Annotated in this window: 13 protein-coding genes and 1 tRNA gene; 11 read left to right on the top strand and 3 right to left on the bottom strand. The window is 70.9% G+C overall.

The annotated features are described in order from the left end of the window. Window positions 1-6 precede the first annotated feature (6 nt). The 9 genes from ACWD12_RS31220 to ACWD12_RS31180 all read left to right on the top strand — a co-directional run bounded on the left by ACWD12_RS31220 (window position 7) and on the right by ACWD12_RS31180 (window position 13,207). Window positions 7-1,182 (top strand): amidohydrolase family protein, encoded by a 1,176-nt coding sequence (locus ACWD12_RS31220; protein ID WP_450102354.1) that lies wholly within the window; start codon window positions 7-9, stop codon window positions 1,180-1,182. Next, a complete protein-coding gene (locus tag ACWD12_RS31215; protein WP_450102353.1) occupies window positions 1,182-2,396 on the top strand; it encodes an amidohydrolase family protein in 1,215 nt (404 codons plus the stop codon). The genes ACWD12_RS31220 and ACWD12_RS31215 overlap by 1 nt, the downstream gene beginning before the upstream one ends. 2 nt (window positions 2,397-2,398) lie before the next feature. Continuing rightward, window positions 2,399-3,781: a phenylacetate--CoA ligase family protein gene (locus ACWD12_RS31210; protein WP_450102352.1), complete on the top strand. Its 1,383-nt coding sequence runs from the start codon at window positions 2,399-2,401 to the stop codon at window positions 3,779-3,781. After that, window positions 3,771-4,877 carry an amidohydrolase family protein gene (locus ACWD12_RS31205; protein ID WP_450102351.1) on the top strand — a complete coding sequence of 369 codons (1,107 nt, stop codon included), beginning with the start codon at window positions 3,771-3,773 and terminating at the stop codon, window positions 4,875-4,877. Before ACWD12_RS31210 ends, ACWD12_RS31205 begins: the two co-directional genes overlap by 11 nt. Further along, on the top strand, window positions 4,874-5,434 hold the full coding sequence (locus tag ACWD12_RS31200; RefSeq protein WP_358348303.1) for a DUF7700 domain-containing protein: 561 nt from the start codon (window positions 4,874-4,876) through the stop codon (window positions 5,432-5,434). The genes ACWD12_RS31205 and ACWD12_RS31200 overlap by 4 nt, the downstream gene beginning before the upstream one ends. Beyond that, a complete protein-coding gene (locus tag ACWD12_RS31195) occupies window positions 5,431-7,941 on the top strand; it encodes an acetate--CoA ligase family protein (RefSeq protein ID WP_450102350.1) in 2,511 nt (836 codons plus the stop codon). Before ACWD12_RS31200 ends, ACWD12_RS31195 begins: the two co-directional genes overlap by 4 nt. A gap of 52 nt (window positions 7,942-7,993) precedes the next feature. Then, window positions 7,994-9,088 (top strand): alcohol dehydrogenase catalytic domain-containing protein, encoded by a 1,095-nt coding sequence (locus ACWD12_RS31190; RefSeq protein WP_450102349.1) that lies wholly within the window; start codon window positions 7,994-7,996, stop codon window positions 9,086-9,088. Between the two features lie 328 nt (window positions 9,089-9,416). Beyond that, window positions 9,417-11,150 (top strand): ABC transporter ATP-binding protein, encoded by a 1,734-nt coding sequence (locus ACWD12_RS31185; protein ID WP_450102348.1) that lies wholly within the window; start codon window positions 9,417-9,419, stop codon window positions 11,148-11,150. Between the two features lie 242 nt (window positions 11,151-11,392). Beyond that, window positions 11,393-13,207, top strand: a complete 1,815-nt coding sequence (locus ACWD12_RS31180; protein ID WP_450102467.1) for an ABC transporter ATP-binding protein — start codon at window positions 11,393-11,395, stop codon at window positions 13,205-13,207. A 205-nt stretch (window positions 13,208-13,412) separates the two neighbouring features. On the opposite strand, the gene ACWD12_RS31175 is transcribed toward ACWD12_RS31180, so the two are convergent. Continuing rightward, on the bottom strand, window positions 13,413-13,538 hold the full coding sequence (locus ACWD12_RS31175; RefSeq protein ID WP_450102347.1) for a hypothetical protein: 126 nt from the start codon (window positions 13,536-13,538) through the stop codon (window positions 13,413-13,415). Between the two features lie 528 nt (window positions 13,539-14,066). On the opposite strand from ACWD12_RS31175, the gene ACWD12_RS31170 reads away from it, so the two are divergent. Next, window positions 14,067-14,140: transfer RNA gene (locus ACWD12_RS31170), tRNA-Pro, on the top strand. A gap of 88 nt (window positions 14,141-14,228) precedes the next feature. Here the strand turns inward: ACWD12_RS31170 and ACWD12_RS31165 are convergent. Together ACWD12_RS31165 and ACWD12_RS31160 are read right to left on the bottom strand one after the other, a co-directional pair. Beyond that, the gene (locus tag ACWD12_RS31165; protein WP_450102346.1) at window positions 14,229-15,587 is read right to left on the bottom strand and encodes a tyrosine-type recombinase/integrase; all 1,359 of its coding nucleotides are present in this window, start codon (window positions 15,585-15,587) and stop codon (window positions 14,229-14,231) included. Between the two features lie 163 nt (window positions 15,588-15,750). After that, a complete protein-coding gene (locus tag ACWD12_RS31160) occupies window positions 15,751-16,026 on the bottom strand; it encodes a helix-turn-helix domain-containing protein (protein ID WP_450102345.1) in 276 nt (91 codons plus the stop codon). Between the two features lie 638 nt (window positions 16,027-16,664). On the opposite strand from ACWD12_RS31160, the gene ACWD12_RS31155 reads away from it, so the two are divergent. Further along, the gene (locus ACWD12_RS31155; RefSeq protein ID WP_450102344.1) at window positions 16,665-17,003 is read left to right on the top strand and encodes a hypothetical protein; all 339 of its coding nucleotides are present in this window, start codon (window positions 16,665-16,667) and stop codon (window positions 17,001-17,003) included. Window positions 17,004-17,088 lie beyond the last annotated feature (85 nt).

Raw genomic sequence — 17,088 nt, 5'->3', positions numbered from 1 at the left:
CTCGCGATGCGCAACGGATACAAGGTCTTCGACGCGGACGCCCACGTGATCTATCCGCGGGACCTGTGGACGCGGTTCCTCGACAAGAAGCACGGCCAACGGTTCGGACGGCGGCAGCCGTTCCCGGAGTTCGACTCGTACAACCCGGTGACCGTCGACGGGCGCTGGACGCAGCACGACACGATCGTCTACGGCCGCTTCCAGGAAGCGATCAACTGGACGACGGAGGACATGCGCCGGATCTACGGCGACGACCTGCTGGCCAACGGCTTCACGGGCGACCGGGTCGCGGCCGCCCTCGCCCGCGACGGCATCGACGTCGCCGTCGTCTACGGCCCCGAATACGACATGTGGTTCGACGGCGTCGACCCCGAACTCCAGGCGGCGATGGCCCGCGCGTACAACCGCTGGGGTGAGGAGATGCGGGAGTCCTCCGGCAACCGCGTGCACGTCTCCGGGCCGGTGCCGCTCGTCGACATCGGCCGCGCGGTCGAGGAAGTCGCCTACGCGCACGAGCACTTGGGGACGCGCTGTTTCTGGGCGCGGCCGAACCTGTTCGACGGGCGTACGCTCGGTGACCGCTACTACGACCCCCTGTGGGAGCTGCTCCAGGACCTCGGAGTCGCCTTCGGCACCCACGAGTTCATGGGTCTAAGGGGCCAGTCGTTCGGGCACGACCGCTACAAGACGTTCACCGAATGGCACACCGTCGTGCACCCCTTCGAGACCATGGGCGTCATCACGTCGATGATCGCGCACGGCGTGTTCGAGCGCTTCCCGCGGCTGCGCGTCGCGTACCTGGAAGCCGGGTGCGGATGGCTGCCGAGCTGGCTGCACCGCATCGACGAGCAGCTGGAGATGGCCGGCGAACGGGAGTTCCCGGAGCTGACCATGAGCGCCACCGATTACTTCCGGCGCAACGGGTGGATCTCGACCGAGTGCGAGGACCCGTTCGTCGCGGACGTCGTGCGGTGGATGGGCGACGACCGGATCCTCTTCGAGAGCGACTTCCCGCACCCGGACTCCAAGTTCCCGCACACGACGACCGAGTTCCTGGGCCAGGGGCCCGAGATCCTCTCGGACGACAGCAAGCGCAAGATCCTCTGGGACAACCCCGTCGAGTTCTACCGGTTCCCGGACAGCTACCTGCCCACCGCGTTCACCGAGGCGAGTGACCACTGATGGCCCAGTCGACGACCCCGCGCAACACCGCGCAGACCACGGCTCAGACCACGGTGCCGACCGCCGCGCAGACCGCGGCACCGATCGCCGCGCCGACCAAGGCACGCATCATCTCCGCCGACTGCCACGTCAACGAGCCTCCACACGTCTTCGACCGCGTGCCGGCCGAATTCCGCGACCGCACCCCGCGCCTGATGCGCGGTGAGGACGGCGGCGACGGCTGGAGCTTCGACGGGAAGCCGCCCAAGCGGACCTACGGCGTCGAGGCCATGGCGGGCCGCGCCAAGGCCGAACACGTCGCCTCCGGGCTGCGGTTCGAGGACATCCTGCCCGGCAACTACGACGGCGCCGCACACGTCGCAGACATGGAGCTGGACGGTGTGGACGTCTCGGTGGTCTACCCGGCCAACGCGATCTTCACCTACCAGGCGGCGGACCGCGCCCTTGCGCAGGCCTGCATGCTGGCGTACAACGACTGGATCCTCGACGAGTTCCAGGCCGCCGATCCGTCCCGCATCGTCGGCCTGCCGATGCTGCCGGTGGACGACGGCATGCGGGCGGCGACCGCCGAACTGGAGCGCGTGCTCGCGGCCGGCGCCAAGGCCGCGTTCCTGCCCGGGAATCCGGTACGGCCCTACCACGACCCCTACTACGAGGAGTTGTGGACCGCGGCCGAGCGCAACGGGCTGCCGCTGACGTACCACCGCACCTTCGGCGGCAAGCCGCAGGAGACGGACTGGGACAACGTCGCGAACAACAACTTCAGTGCGGCCGGGACGGTGCACCGCTTCTTCTCGTCGACGCGGCAACTCACGTACATGACGCTGGCGGGGGTCTTCGAACGGCACCCGGGACTGCGGATGGTCGTGGGCGAAGTGAACTTCGGCTGGCTGCCGTTCTGGGCGCAGACCATGGACGAGCAGTTCGAGAACCAGCACTCGATGGGCACCTTGCAGGTGAACAACCCGCCCAGCAAGGTCCTGGGGGAGCAGGTGTTCGTCACGGTGCTCGACGACCGCGTCGGCTTCGACCTGGTGAAGTCGGGCCGGTACCCGTACCTGGCGGCGGCCGCGATGTTCTCCACGGACTACCCGCACAGCGTGTGCCTGTGGCCCAACACCCGCAAGATCGCCGACGAACTGACCCGCGGCCTCGACGAGACCGACGCCGAGCGCATCCTGTCCGGGAACGCGGCCCGAGTGTACGGAGTCTGACGGTGTCTCAGGGGATCCGGCGGCCGCACCAGGCGGTCGACTTCGAGGAGGCGGCGCGGCGGTACCCGCCGCCGCCCGAGTACTTCGAAGGCGCGTACCTCGCTTCCGCCGAGGAGATCGAGCGCGTGCAGCTCGCCCGGCTGCGGCACCGCGCGGACCAGGCCTACCGGATCCCGTTCCACCGCAGGCGCTGGGACGCCGCCGGGTTCGCGCCGGGCGACCTGCGGACGCTGGACGACCTGTGGCGGGCGCCGGCGTACACCGTCGACGACATCCGGCGCAGCATCGAGGCGGCGCCGCCGTACGGCGACTACCAGGGCGTCGTACCCGGCGACGCGGCGCGCGAGCCCATGCGGCTTTACATGTCGGGCGGGACCACAGGGGCGTCCCGGCCGACCTTCTACACCGCATGGGACCGCGCCGTCGGCGGCATCCTGGAGGCCCGCCAGCTCTACATGCAGGGCGTGCGCCCCGGCGACGTGGTGGTGAACTCGTGGTCGTACGGCACCCACAACGGGGCCTTCTCGTTCGACGAGGCCGCGTACCAGTGGCTCAACTGCGTGGTCATCACCGCATCGACCGGCAATGTGACGTCGAGCCGCAAGCAGGTTGAACTCGCCCTGGAATACGGCGCGACGGCCATCCTGACGACCGGGGACTACGTGCTGCGGCTCGCCGAGGTCGTGCGGGAGATGGGGCTCGACCCGCGGAAGGACCTTGCGCTCAAGGCGATTCCCAACATCGGCGACACGGCGCTGCTGGAAGAGACGTTCGGGCTACCGTGCTTCGCGACGTACGGCTTCCACGAGGTGCAGACGGTAGCCGTCGAATGCGAGGCACGGGACGGACTGCACGTGTTCGAGGACGCATTCGTCGTGCACGTCGTCGACCCGGAGACGGGGGAGCGGCTGCCGGACGGCGACACGGGCGCGCTGGTGGTCACCGAGCTGTACAAGACCGGCAGCGCGCAGTTCCGCTACAACATCATGGACCTGTCGTACCTGATGCCACGTCACCAGTGCGCGTGCGGATCGTGGTTGCGCAAGATCGGCCCCTTCGCGGGACGCGGCGACAACATGGTGAAGCTGCGCGGCGTCAACCTGTGGCCTGAGGTGGTCGGCGAGGTCGCCACGGCCGTGCCGGGCGTGGCCCCCGACTACTTCGTGCGCGCGGTACGCGAGGGCAACCGGGACGAGATGGTCGTGCACGTGGTGGCCGAGGGGGACCCGGCAGGGTACGCGGATCTTGCCGGTAGCGTCGAACACGCCCTGCGCGAGCGCTTCGGCGTCCGCATCCGCGCCGAGATCGCGGCTCCCGGCGCACTGGACGGGTGGACCGGGGTCGATGTCTCGCCCAAGCTCAAGAGGTTCCGTGATGAGCGCTGACCGGCAGCCCGCGACCGACGCCCAGCCCGCGACCGACGCCCAACCCGCGAGCGGCACACAGCCCGCGACCGGCGCACAACCCGCAGGCGCACAGCGCGCAGTCGACCCGAGGCCCGTGGTCGTCGACTACCTGTGCAACGCCTTCTTCCCCGACCGTCAGGCGCTGTGGGACGACGCGATCGCGTCGACGGGCATCAACGTGCGCGTACGGCGCGGCCCCGACGAGGCGTTCTGCGACGCGGACACGATGGTCGCCCGGATGGACGCGCACGGGGTCGGGACCGTCCTGCTGCCGACCGGGGACCTGTCCGCACACGCGGCGGTGGACCCGCGCGACTACGACCACTACGCGATGCGCTGGACCGAGTACGCGGAGCTGACCAAGCGTCACCCCGGGCGCTTCGCCGCGCTGTTGGTGGTCGACCCGACGCGCGGCATGGCCGGGGTCGCCGACGCGCGGGCGCGGATCGCCGACGACCCGACGGTGGCCGGGCTGTACCTGCACGCGCACAGTTGGGACCGGCGCTTCGACCACGCCGACTACTACCCCTGGTACGCGATGTGCGCCGACCTGGACATCCCCGTGGCGATGCAGGCCGGCACCTCCGGCGGGCTGATGGCGAGCGAGTGCGGCCACCCCATCGGGATCGACCGGCCCGCGCTGTACTTCCCCGGCGTGCGGTTCGTGCTGTCGCACACCGGCTGGCCGTGGGTCGACGAGGCGGTGTCGATGGCCATGAAGTTCCCCAACGTGTACCTGGGGACGGGTGCGTACCCGCCGCGCCACTGGCACGCGTCGGTGCACCAGTTCCTCGCCGGGCCCGGGCGGCGCAAGGTCATGTTCGGCACCAACTTCCCGACGGTCGCGCACGGCAAGGCACTTGCCCAGATCGCGGAACTCGACCTGCGCGCGGAGACGCGGGTACGGCTGCTGGGCGGCACGGCGCTCGAAGTGTTCACCCGGCTCGGCAGGTCGGGGCCTCTCGCGACGGGCACGCCGGAGACACGGGGCACGCCGGAGACACAGGAAACGCCGGAGACATGGGACACGCGGGACACGCCGGAGACACCGGATACGCCGGGAGGCACATCGTGAGCGCTGCGTTCGAGACCGGCCCGACCGTCGGTGCGGTGTACGGCATTCCGCCGCAGCCGCCGATCGCCGAGAACACGCGCGTGCTCGACGCGGGTGCGGTGCGCATCGGCGTCGAGTACCGCGACGTCCGGCCGGACGATTTGCGAGCCGCGTACGCGGGCAACGCCGACCAACTGGCCGAGTTGGCGGAGAAGTCGCCGGCCGGGGGCTTCTCCGACGAAGGCGTGTCCGTGCACGTCTTCGACGCGGAGGACGGCCACGAGTACCTGCGCTTCGACCTGTTCGACGGCGAGCCGCACTACCACTACAACCACCGGACCGGACCGGACGGCGAAGTGGTCAACAACGTCGTGCCGTTCGACGTGACGGCGGGCGGCGACATGCTGGAGTGGGCGTTCGAGCGGCTGCGTACGCGCCTGCCGGAGATGCTGACCAAGGCGGGCGGCGGCGAGTTGGCGGCGAAGGTCGACGCGGCGTTGCTGGAACCGGTCCTGACGGAGGCTCAGGCCATGGCGCTGGCGGCCCGGGCGGCGTACCGGCGGGTGGCAGGGGCGTGAGCGGAGCTGCAGGGAGAGCCGGAGCAGGAGTCGGCGTCGGAGTCGGCGGGCGTGGGCCGGGGAATGCTCTGAGAGGCGCGGGCGCGGAGGACTCGCGCCTCCTGGTCCCCGAGCACGAGGTCAAGCGGTTGCTCGCGGAGCTGGGCGTACGGGTGCCGCGCGGGACGGCGATTCCGTACGCCGACGGCCCCGACGCGGTCGCGAAGGCCGCGGAGCAGTTGGGCGCCACGCTGGTCCTCAAGGCCTACGGGCCGGGGCTGGTGCACAAGACCGACGTGGGCGCGGTGCGCCTGGGCCTCGACGCCGCGTCGGTCGCGGCGGAAGCACGCACGATGGCGGTGCGGCTGGCCGGGCACGGTGTGGTGCCGGACGGCTGGCTGGTCGAGGATCAGCAGGCCGCCGGCGTCGAGGTGATCGTCGGCCGGGTGCGAGGCCCCTTTGGAGACGCCATGCTGCTCGGGCTGGGGGGAACGCTGGCGGAGACGCTGGACCAGGCGGTGGTGCGGCTCGCCCGGTCGGGCGCGGTGCCCGCCGGATGGTTCCCGGGCGAATCGCTCGGTGCGGAGATGATCGCCGCCATGCCGGGACTCGACGCGCTGCGCGCGGCCCGGGGCGCCGAGCCGGTGGACCTGGACGCGCTGGCGTTTCTGGTCGACGCGTTGGACGGGCTGCCGGTCGCGGTCGCCGCGGCGTACCCGGGCTTCGAGCCCGACGAGTTCGAGTGCAACCCGGTGATCGCGACGGCCGAGGGGGCCGTCGCGGTCGACGCCCGGCTGATCCTGCGGCGTCGGTCGGAAGAGGTTGGCGCTCGCGACGTGTTCGCTGGACTCGATGATTCCGGCAAACACGGCAAACCAGGCAAATCAGGTGAAGCTTGCAAATCCGGTGAAGCCGGTGAACATCTCGAATCCGGTGACGGCTTCCTGCGGCCCGACTCCGACGCGCCGGGCCGTACCGACTTCGCGCGGTTGTTCGCGCCGCGCACGGTCGCGGTCGCGGGCGCGTCCACCGGCAAGACCACGTTCGGCAACCGCTTCCTCGCCGCGTATCGCGCGTTCGGCTGGACCGACGGGCTGTACGCCGTGCACCCCTCGGCCGAGTCGATCGACGGTGTCCCGGCCGTCGCCTCGGTCGCGGACATCCCCGGTGGCGCCGACTACCTTCTCGTCGCCGTTCCGGCGGCCGCGACCCCCGCATTGGTGGCGGCCGCGGCCGGGCACGCACGGTTCGTGCACGTCGTAAGCGGCGGCTTCCGGGAGTCGGGCGCCGCCGACCTGGAGGACGAGCTGCTGGTGGCCGCGCGGCGCGCGGGCGTACGCCTCCTCGGCCCCAACTGCCTTGGCGTGTACGCCCCCTCCGGCCGCCAGACGTTCCAGCTCGGAGTATCGGCGGAGCCCGGCGGCGTGGGCGTCGTGTCGCAGAGCGGAGGCTTGGCCGGCGACATCGTCGCCGCGGGCACGCGCCGCGGCCTGCGGTTCTCGGGCCTGGTGACGATCGGCAACGCGATCGACGTCGGTGCCGCCGAACTGGTCGAACACTTCGTCGACGACCCGGCGACCGAGGTGATCGGCATGTACCTCGAGGGCACCGGGGGCGGTGAGCGGTTGGCGCGCGCCGTCCTGCGTGCGGGCGCGCACCGTAAGCCGGTCGTCGTCCTGGCGGGCGGCCTCAGTCGGCAGGGCGCACGGGCCGTTGCCTCGCACACCGGCGCACTCGCCGGTGAGGAGCGCATGTGGCAGGCGCTGAGCGCCGCTTCGGGGCTCAGCGTGGTGCACACGCTGGAGGACTTCCTTGCGGTGCTCGCGATGCTGCAGCGGTATCCGCGGGCGGAGGCATGGTCGGCGTCGGAGCGGCGCTCGGATTCGCGCTCGGATCCGGGCTCGGAAGCGGGTTGGGAAGCGGGTTCGGGCTCGGGCTCGCAATTGGGTTCGGGATCGAAATCGTGTTCGGGGCCGGGATCGGAACCCGGCCCCGGCCCGGGCTCACGATCGCGCACGGGCGTGCTGGTCATCGGCCCTGGCGGCGGTGCGTCCGTCCTCGCGACCGACGCCTGCGACCGGGCGGGGCTTGCCGTACACCCGCTCCCCGCCGACATCGTGGCCGCCTTGCGCGAGCGCGGCTACGGCGCCGGGACGTCGCTGGTCAACCCGGTCGAGATCCCGCTCGGCCCGGCGACCGGACCCGACTCGTTCGCCCGCGTCCTCGACCCGGTGCTCGCGGCCACGGAGTTCGCCGACGTGCTCTTGCACGTGAACGTGCAGTCCTACTACGGGTACGCGGACACCGGAGTCGCGCCGCTGCTCGCCCTCGTCGAGAGCCTGGCCGGCCTGGCCCGGCACGGCGTACGCCTGAGCCTGGTGCCGCGGAACCTGGACTGCGCGCCGAGTTTGGACGCCGAGGAGGTGCTCGCCGCGTGCGCGCGGTCGGGCGTACCGGCGTTCCGCGACCTGGACCAGGCCGCGGTGGCGATTGCCGCGGCGCAGCGCCTGCGCGAGCCGCGGGCATGAAGCTGTTCGGACCGAACCACCCGAACCACCCGTCACACGCGAGGAGTTGCGCATGCGCGCCGCCGTCCTGACCGAGTTCCACGCGCCGCTCGCCGTCCGCGACGACGTCGAGATCGACGAGCCGGGGCCTGGCGAGGTGCTGGTACGGGTCGCCGCGTCCGGCATCTGCGGCTCGGACCTCAAGGCCATCGACGGCAAGAGCCCGGTGGCGCGGCGGCTGCCGGCGATCCTCGGGCACGAGAGCGCGGGGGTCGTGGAACGGGTGGGCGCCGGGGTCACGATGGCGTCGCCGGGCGACCGGGTGATCATCGCGATGACCGGCAACTGCGGGCGGTGCGAGCCGTGCCGGCGCGGGGCGTACGGCGGCTGCCGCAGCCCGATCCGGCTCAGCCGGCTCGGGCAGATGCGGGACGGGACGACACGGCTGCGGGTGGACGGGCAGGACGCGTACCCGTTTATCGGCATCGGGTCGTTCGCGGAGTACGCGGTGGTCAACGAGGAGGTGCTGATCCGGGTGCCGGACGCGCTGCCGCTGGCGCAGGCGTGCCTGCTGGCCTGCGGGGTGATCACGGGTGTCGGCGCGGTGCTCAACACCGCGCAGGTGCAGCCCGGGTCGAGCGTGCTGGTGGTGGGCGCGGGCGGGGTGGGCCTCAACGTGCTCCAGGGCGCTGTGCTGGCGGGGGCGGCGCGTATCGTGGTCGCCGACGTAAACCCGGACAAACTCCCCCTGGCGGAGGCCTTCGGCGCGACCGACACGCTGCTGTCCGGCGAGGACCTTCCCGACCAGGTGGGCAAGATCGTGGACGGCGGCGTCGACTACGCCTTCGACGCGACCGGGGTGCCGGGCGTACTGGCCAAGGCCTTCGCGGCCACTCGGGACGGCGGTACGACGGTGATGGTCGGCAGCCCGCCCAACGAGCCGATCAGCCTCATGCCGCAGCAGCTCTTCTTCAACCGCACCCTCAAGGGCTGCGCGGGCGGCGGCGGGCTCCCGGCCCGCGACCTGCCGCGGTTGATCGACCTGGCGGCGTCCGGACGGCTCGACCTCGCGCGGCTGATCAGCGCCACCGTGCCGCTCGACGGCATCAACGGCGCGATCGACGAGGTACGGGCCGGGCGGCTCGCGCGGGCGGTGGTCACCTTCTAGATCCGGGGTGCCGCGCCGATCGGTGCGGGGAGCGGCCGAGGCGGCATGTCGGCAGGCGGCAGGCGGCAGGCTGGAGGCGGCACTCCGGCGGCGGCACGGGCTGAGCCGACACGGCTGGAGATGGCACGGCCGCGGTTTGGCAAAAGGTCGGTCGGGTTTCCCGCCCGGGCGGAAAACGACGGGACTTCGTCGGCTGCATGGTGATTACATGTAAGCCGCCCGCGTGAGGGCGCGCGTCAGCGTGCCGCTTTTCCCCGCGGGGCCGCGGATAGCCTGGACCGTCCAGGCCGGGTGACCGCCGAGATCCGCTGTGTGTGAGAGAGACCGCGTGCTGATCAAACTCGTCAGGGCCCATCTGAAGCCCTACACCGGGGCCATAGGACTGCTGGTCCTGCTCCAGCTCATCCAGACCTCGGCGACCCTGTATCTGCCGACCCTCAACGCCGACATCATCGACAAAGGTGTGGTCCCCGGGGACAACGGCTACATCTGGCGGACCGGCGGCGTCATGCTCGGCGTATCGGTGCTGCAGATCATCTGCTCGATCGGCGCGGTGTACTTCGGCGCGCGGACCGCGATGGCCCTCGGCCGCGACGTACGAGCCGCCGTGTTCGACCGCGTGCAGTCCTTCTCGGCGCGCGAGGTGGGGCAGTTCGGTGCGGCGTCCCTGATCACGCGTACGACGAACGACATCCAGCAGGTCCAGATGCTGGTCCTCATGACGTTCACGCTCATGGTCTCCGCGCCCATCATGTGCGTGGGCGGCATCATCCTGGCGCTCAACCAGGACGTGCCGATGTCGCTGCTGCTGGTCGCCATCGTGCCGGCCCTCGGCATCATCGTCGGCGTCATCGTGAGCCGGCTGCGCCCGCTGTTCCGCAAGATGCAGGGCGACCTCGACACCGTCAACCGCGTCCTGCGCGAGCAGATCACCGGCCTGCGGGTGATCCGCGCGTTCGTCAAGGACGACCACGAGCGGCGGCGGTTCGAGGCGGCCAACGAGGAACTGACCGACGTGTCCTGGCGCGTCGGCCGCATCATGGCCCTCATGTTCCCGCTGGTCATGACCGTGGTGAACCTGTCGTCCGTGGCCGTGATGTGGTTCGGCGCACACCGGATCGACAGCGGCGACATGCAGATCGGCGCGCTCACCGCGTTCCTCAGCTACCTGATGCAGATCCTCATGTCGGTGATGATGGCCACCTTCATGTTCATGATGGTGCCGCGCGCCGAGGTGTGCGCCGAGCGCATCCAGGAAGTCCTCGAGACCGACACCACCGTGGTCCCGCCGGTGGCGCCGGTGCGCTCCGTCGAACGGCACGGGTACGTCGAACTCCGCGACGTCGGGTTCCGCTACCCGGGCGCGGAGGCGGCGGTGCTGCGCGGCATCGGGTTCTCGGCGCGGCCGGGGGAGACCACCGCGGTCATCGGCTCGACGGGCAGCGGCAAGACGACGCTGCTCAGCCTGCTGCCGCGGCTTATGGACGCCACCGAGGGCGCGGTCCTCGTCGACGGCGTGGACGTGCGTACCCTCGACCCCGTGCTGCTGGCGCGGATCGTGGCGCTGGTGCCGCAGAAGCCGTACCTCTTCTCCGGCACGATCGCCGGCAACCTGCGCTACGGCAACCCCGACGCGACCGACGACGACCTGTGGCACGCGCTCGACGTGGCGCAGGCGCGGTCCTTCGTCGAGGAGATGCCCGAGAGGCTGGACGCGCCGATCTCGCAGGGCGGCACCAACGTGTCGGGCGGCCAGCGGCAGCGTCTCGCGATCGCGCGGGCCCTCGTACGCAAGCCCGAGGTCTACCTCTTCGACGACTCCTTCTCGGCGCTCGACTACGCGACGGACGCACGGCTGCGCGCGGCGCTCGGCCGGGAGATCGCGCACGCCACCGTGATCATCGTGGCGCAGCGGGTCAACACCATCCGCGACGCGGACCGGATCATCGTGCTCGACGAGGGCGAGGTCGTGGGGGACGGGACGCACACCGAACTGATGGCGTCGAACGCGACGTACCGCGAGATCGTGCTGTCGCAGCTCACCGAGGAGGAGGCGGCGTGACGACGTCGGAACACAACGGCGCGGCGCCCGCCCCCGGAAGCGCGGCGGCGGAGGCGGAGGCCGCGGGGGCCACGCCGGAAGCCGCAGAGACGGTGGACACCGCGAAAGCCGTGGAGTCCCCGGACACCACGGATACCGCGGACACCACGGATACCGCGGACACCCCGGACACCGCGGATATCGCGGCGCAGAACGGCGGGGCCACGGACGCGGACGGCGCGCCGCGTCGGGGCCCGCAGCCCATGGCCGGCCCCGGCCGCTTCATGGGCGGGCAGCCGGCCGAGAAGTCGCTCAACTTCAAGGCGTCCGGGCTGCGGCTGCTGAAGCTGCTGGAGCCGGAGAAGCGCTGGGCGTACGCCGTCGTCGTCCTCGCCGTGCTCGCCGTCGGGCTCTCCGTGGTCAGCCCGAAGATCCTGGGCGAGGCGACCGACAAGATCTTCACCGGCGCGTTCGGACCGAACGGCGTCGACTTCGGCGCGGTCGGGGTCATCCTCGGCTGGGCGGCCCTGGTCTCGCTGGGGTCGGGCGTGTTCAGCATCATCCAGTCGCGTATCGCGAACCGGGTGCTGCAGCGCGCGATCAAGCGGCTGCGTACCCAGGTGGAGGAGAAGTTGGCGCGGCTGCCGCTCGCGTACTTCGACCGCCAGCCGCGCGGCGAGGTGCTGAGCCGGGTCACCAACGACATCGACAACCTGGGCCAGACACTGCAGCAGACCATGAGCCAGCTGCTCTTCTCGCTGCTCACCATCGCCGGTGTGCTCGGGATGATGTTCTGGATCTCCTGGCTGCTCGCGCTCGTCGCGCTGGTCACCGTGCCGGTCTCGATCATCGTGGCCGCCCGCATCGGCAAGAAGGCCCAGCCGCAGTTCATCCAGCAGTGGAAGACCACCGGCAAGCTGAACGCGCACATCGAGGAGATGTACACCGGTCACGCGCTGGTCAAGGTCTTCGGTCGGCAGGACGAGTCGGCGGAGATCTTCCGGGCGGAGAACGAGAAGCTCTACAACGCCTCGTACCGCGCCCAGTTCGTCTCCGGGCTCATGCAGCCCGCGATGATGTTCATCGGCAACCTCAACTACGTCCTGGTCGCCGTCATCGGCGGCCTCCGCGTCTCATCCGGCGCGCTCTCGATCGGCGACGTGCAGGCCTTCGTCCAGTACAGCCGCCAGTTCAGCCAGCCGCTCACACAGGCCGCCAGCATGGCCAACCTCATCCAGTCCGGCGTGGCCTCCGCCGAGCGCGTCTTCGAACTCCTCGACGCGCCCGAGCAGACCCCCGACCCCGCCGAGCCCGCCCGCCCCGCCGAACTGCGCGGCCGGGTGGCCTTCGAGAAGGTCTCCTTCTCGTACAGCCCCGCCAAACCCCTCATCACCGACCTGTCGCTGGCCGTCGCCCCCGGGCAGACCGTCGCGATCGTCGGCCCGACCGGCGCCGGCAAGACCACCCTGGTCAACCTCCTGATGCGCTTCTACGAGGTCACCGCGGGCCGCATCACCCTCGACGGGGTGGACACCGCCACCATGTCCCGCGACGAACTGCGTTCGTCGGTGGGCATGGTCCTCCAGGACACCTGGCTGTTCGGCGGCACCATCGCGGACAACATCGCGTACGGCACCTCGGGCGCCACCCGCGAGCAGATCTGCGACGCCGCCAAGGCCGCCCACGCAGACCGCTTCATCCGCACCCTCCCCGAGGGCTACGACACCGTCGTCGACGACGAGGGCACGGGCATCAGCGCGGGTGAGAAGCAGCTGATCACCATCGCCCGCGCCTTCCTCTCGCAGCCCACCATCCTTGTCCTGGACGAGGCCACGAGCTCGGTCGACACCCGCACCGAAGTCCTCATCCAGCGCGCCATGGCCCACCTCCGGCACGGCCGTACCGCATTCGTCATCGCCCACCGCCTGTCCACCATCCGCGACGCGGACACGATCCTCGTCATGGAGTCCGGCCGCATCGTCGAGCAGGGCAACCACGACACCCTCCTGTCGGCGCGCGGCGCCTATGCCCGCCTCTACGAATCCCAGTTCGCGGAGGCCCCCGCCGAGGTCGACTGACGGGCCGGACACGACTCGGTCCCGGCACATGAGCCACGTGCCGGGACCGAGCCGTCGTCCGCCTCCTGCGCCTGGCCAGGGCACCTGGCCTGGCTACCTGGCGCGGTAACCTGCCGTGCTCACCGGGCGTGCTCACCAGGCGTCCTCACCATGTGCGCTCACCTGGCCGACCCGCCGCAACGGGCCGACCGACCCCGGCTGAGCACTACTTGTCGAGCGGCTGCCGCAACGGCAGGTCGGCGACGTCCAGGGTCGCCTTGTCGCCCGCACCGCGCGGGGCGTTCGGGGCAGCGACGGCGGACCGCTTGGCGGCCACCTGCGCAGCGCCCACCGCACTGCGCGTGTCGGTAAGGATCTGCTCCGACAGCACAACCGGGCCACCAAAGACGTCGACCTACGCCCCAGGCCTTCCAGGCGCCCCCAACAACCCACCCACACAAGCGAACTCGCGTCCCGACCCTGCGGTTAGCCGACGCCCCCGACCCCGCCGACACCCCCCGCGCGCTCACCCCGCGACACCGCCGCGTCCCTCGGCCAGGTCAGTGCGGTGTCCGCCCACAGCCGGAACCCGACCGCGACCCCGCCCAGGCGCGGATCGGCTAGAGGTCCCCGCATCCGCCCCCATCGGCCGCCCGGCTCACCAACCACCCCAGCACGTACGATTTCCCGCCGCGAACAGTCCGCAACGCGACCACCGCGACCACCGCCCCGGGGGCTCCCACTTCGCACCACCCCACCGACTGGGGCGCTACGCACCAACCAAAAGCCGGCGCCAACCGACCCGTGCCACCCCCGCCTATCCAGTGGCGAACCCACCCCCAAAGTGCGGTATGGTTTCCGTGCTCGGCCAGCCGAGCACCGGGACGTGGCGCAGCTTGGTAGCGCACTTGACTGGGGGTCAAGGGGTCGCAGGTTCAAATCCTGTCGTCCCGACGGTGTTTGTGCAGGTCAGGGGCATGATCGCGATTTGCGATCATGCCCCTGACGGCGTTTTGGGAGGGGCATTCCTCCCACTACCGTGTCAAGCCGCGTCGGACCCGGTCGAACGGAGATGACCCCTTGACGCCGGGCCAAGCGCGCGGCGGCTGCCGGCCTCCGCCCGGTGTTCCTTCTTCCGGGCGGCCTTGTCCTTCTTCTTGCCCTTTGCCTTGCCGTCCTTACTCGTCTTCTTCGCCTCGGCCGACGTGGTGGTCCGGATCGAGGGGGTGTCGGGGTGGGCTTGTTCCCAGGTGCGGTGCCAGCGCTTCTCCATGTTCTTCACGATCCGCCGCACCAGGCGGTCGGACACGTGCCCGTACACGTCCTGCAGCTTGTCGGGGACGTGGTGTCCGAGCCGCCGCGCGCGGGCGACGTCCACGATGCCGTCGTCGATCATCCAGGTGTTGTGCGAGTGCCGCAGCCCGTGGAACGTCAGCCCCGGCTTGACCGGCCCCCAGCCGCGGCGCGGGTCGCCGTTGACGGCGGGACGCCAGTACCGCCGGGAGAACGTCGACCGGCGCCACCAGCCCCCGTCGGGGCTGGTGAACACCACGCCGTCCACGGTGTGTTCTGTCCCGTCCGGGCTGGTGGCGGTCAACCCGTTGCCGGTGTGCTGGCGTTCGGCGTCCAGCAGCGCGACCAGGAACGGCGGAATGGCGATCTCCCGCGCCGACTCCGCGGTCTTCGGCGGGCCGAGGTAGCACCGTCCGTTGATCTCGTGCAGCGACCCGGCCTCACCGTCCAGCGTGATCACACCACGGGCGAGGTCGACAAACGGCCAGCGCAGCCCGGTGGTCTCGCCCCACCGCATCCCGGTGAACGCGGCGGTGAGCACCATGACGTACGCGTTCGACCCGGCCAACTCCCGCACCCGCTCCGCCACCGCGAGCACCTCACGCGGCTCCGCCCACACCGGCGCGGGCCTCTTGACCCGCGCCCGTCGCCCGCGCCGCCTGCTGCTGGCGGGGTTGGTGGTGATGAGTCCTTCGTCGACCGCGTCGGCGAGGATCATCGACAGCAGCTTGGTGATGTGGCTGACCGTCGTGGGCGAGTACGTCGCGCCCAGGCTGTTCCTCCAGATCCGCACGGCGGAGCGGGTGATCGCGGCGAGTTCGGTCTCGCCCCAGCGGGGCAGCAGGTGGTTGCGCAGCATGCTCTCGTACATGCTGCGGGTCTCCTCGCCGACGTCCAGGGTCTCGCGCCACGTCTCGACCCAGTCCCGGACCGGGGTGTGCCCGAGCGCGGGGTCGGTGAAGGTGCCCTGGCGCTGCTCGGCGTTGATCTCATCGGCGCGGTCGTCCGCGACCGGCTTGCTGGGGTACCCGTTCTCCGAACCCAGCGTGCCGTCGTCCTTCAAATAGCGCACTCGCCAGGTGGCGCCGTGTTTCTCGGACCAGGCCATGCGAAAGATCCCTCCCAGGGATTCGGGGTCGCCCCGCAACCACGGCAATGCCGCCGCGGCCCAGGACCGGTCGCCATCGATGGACGCTCCACTCCACCCGCACCATCAAGTCCGCACGGCAGCACGGGGAAAGGCTGTAGGACGGGGTGGAGCGGCTGCCCGCCTACCGGGCCCGCTGCGCTCGCCGCCCGTGCCGCGGCTCGGTCCGGCCGGCGGCGACGATGTCGGCCAGGTCCTGCTCGGAGAACCGCAGATGCCGCCCCACGAAGGTGCAGGGGATGACCCGCGCCGACACTTTGGCCCGCAGCCACGACTCACGCACCTGCAACCGCGCCGCAGCCTGCGCGGGCGTCAGCAGCAGCACGGCGTCGGCCTGGGAACCGGGGGAGTCGGCAGCGGGGGAGGGGAGTTCACTGATGTCGGCGTTGTCACGCACCATGGCCTCCGCGAGGGTGAGGCGGCCCGTCAGGGCCGAACGACACGGTCACCCTTTACGGAGGATTTCCGAGCCGGAAACGACACAGACGCCGGAGCTTTGAGGGACTTCGTCACCCCTCGGCCTCGCAGCCTCCCCGTCGGACCCCGTACGGCGCGACGCCAGCGTCGGCCCGAGGGCCGGGCTTGCCCCTCACGGGCAGGGCAGTTGCTCTGGGGCAGGCGACGCCCCCGCGCGTGCATCAAATAGCAGGCCCGAGCAACAGCTCTCGCCAAGAACAGCCAAACATCCAGCACCCAACGGCCGGAAACACCGCACCTCAAAGCTGTGGGTGCCGAAAATTCGATCCGTGCACCTTACGCGGCATGTCGGTATTCGTGGATGGTGCCGCCGAGTCGGTCGTGCAGCCCCCCAGCGCGCCCCTGTCCAGACGCCGACCGCGCCGGACGAGGTGAGTGAATGCCGCGGATCGCCGGTGGGCTACCTGCTCTCCACCAGCCTTCCGTGTACGCCCACCCACACCCCGCCGCCCGGCGAGGTGACCACCTCGGAAGAAGTCCTCGCGGCGCTGGTAGCCAACAGCGCCGTGCGGCTGCGGCGGGCGGAGACCGGGGAGGTGTACCCGGTACGCGTACGCGTTCGTGCTGCCCACCGGTCCGACATCCGGCGCGGACAACGCCCCGGCCGGCTGGTACTCCGCCGACGTGCTCGTGCTGGTGGGCGCCCGCCGCCCGTGGTCGGCGCCGGAGGAACCGGACGCGGTGGAGACCGACGCGTACCGCGCGGCCCGCGACGCCGTCCTGGGAATGTGGCCGATCCCCGAGGAGTGGACCCCGGCCGCGCTGCCGTTGGATGTGGCGAAGATGTTCCGCAGGTGGACCGACGAGGATACGCCGCGGCTTGCCCGGACGGCGGTCGCGCGCGCCGTCACCGTCGGCGGCGACCGCGACCTGGACCCCTACGGCGATCACGCCGACTGACAGTGAGGATTGGTGGTGGCACCGCTCGGGGGTCTGACTCTCCGACTGACTGACGTTTCGGCTGTCCTTCTGGCGAATCGTCGGC

This window comes from Streptodolium elevatio (genome assembly GCF_053592165.1).
The sequence above is the reverse complement of the archived record's forward strand: the minus strand, read 5'-3'. Positions and strand labels throughout refer to the sequence as shown.

Excerpts from the sequence above, each read along its gene's own strand:
- ACWD12_RS31215 (WP_450102353.1), top strand. The coding sequence starts at position 1,182 with ATGGCCCAGTCGACGACCCCGCGCAACACCGCGCAGACCACGGCTCAG.
- ACWD12_RS31205 (WP_450102351.1), top strand. The coding sequence starts at position 3,771 with ATGAGCGCTGACCGGCAGCCCGCGACCGACGCCCAGCCCGCGACCGAC.
- ACWD12_RS31220 (WP_450102354.1), top strand. The coding sequence starts at position 7 with ATGCGCAACGGATACAAGGTCTTCGACGCGGACGCCCACGTGATCTAT.
- ACWD12_RS31165 (WP_450102346.1), bottom strand. The coding sequence starts at position 15,587 with ATGGCCTGGTCCGAGAAACACGGCGCCACCTGGCGAGTGCGCTATTTG.
- ACWD12_RS31160 (WP_450102345.1), bottom strand. The coding sequence starts at position 16,026 with ATGGTGCGTGACAACGCCGACATCAGTGAACTCCCCTCCCCCGCTGCC.
- ACWD12_RS31180 (WP_450102467.1), top strand. The coding sequence starts at position 11,393 with ATGGCCGGCCCCGGCCGCTTCATGGGCGGGCAGCCGGCCGAGAAGTCG.
- ACWD12_RS31190 (WP_450102349.1), top strand. The coding sequence starts at position 7,994 with ATGCGCGCCGCCGTCCTGACCGAGTTCCACGCGCCGCTCGCCGTCCGC.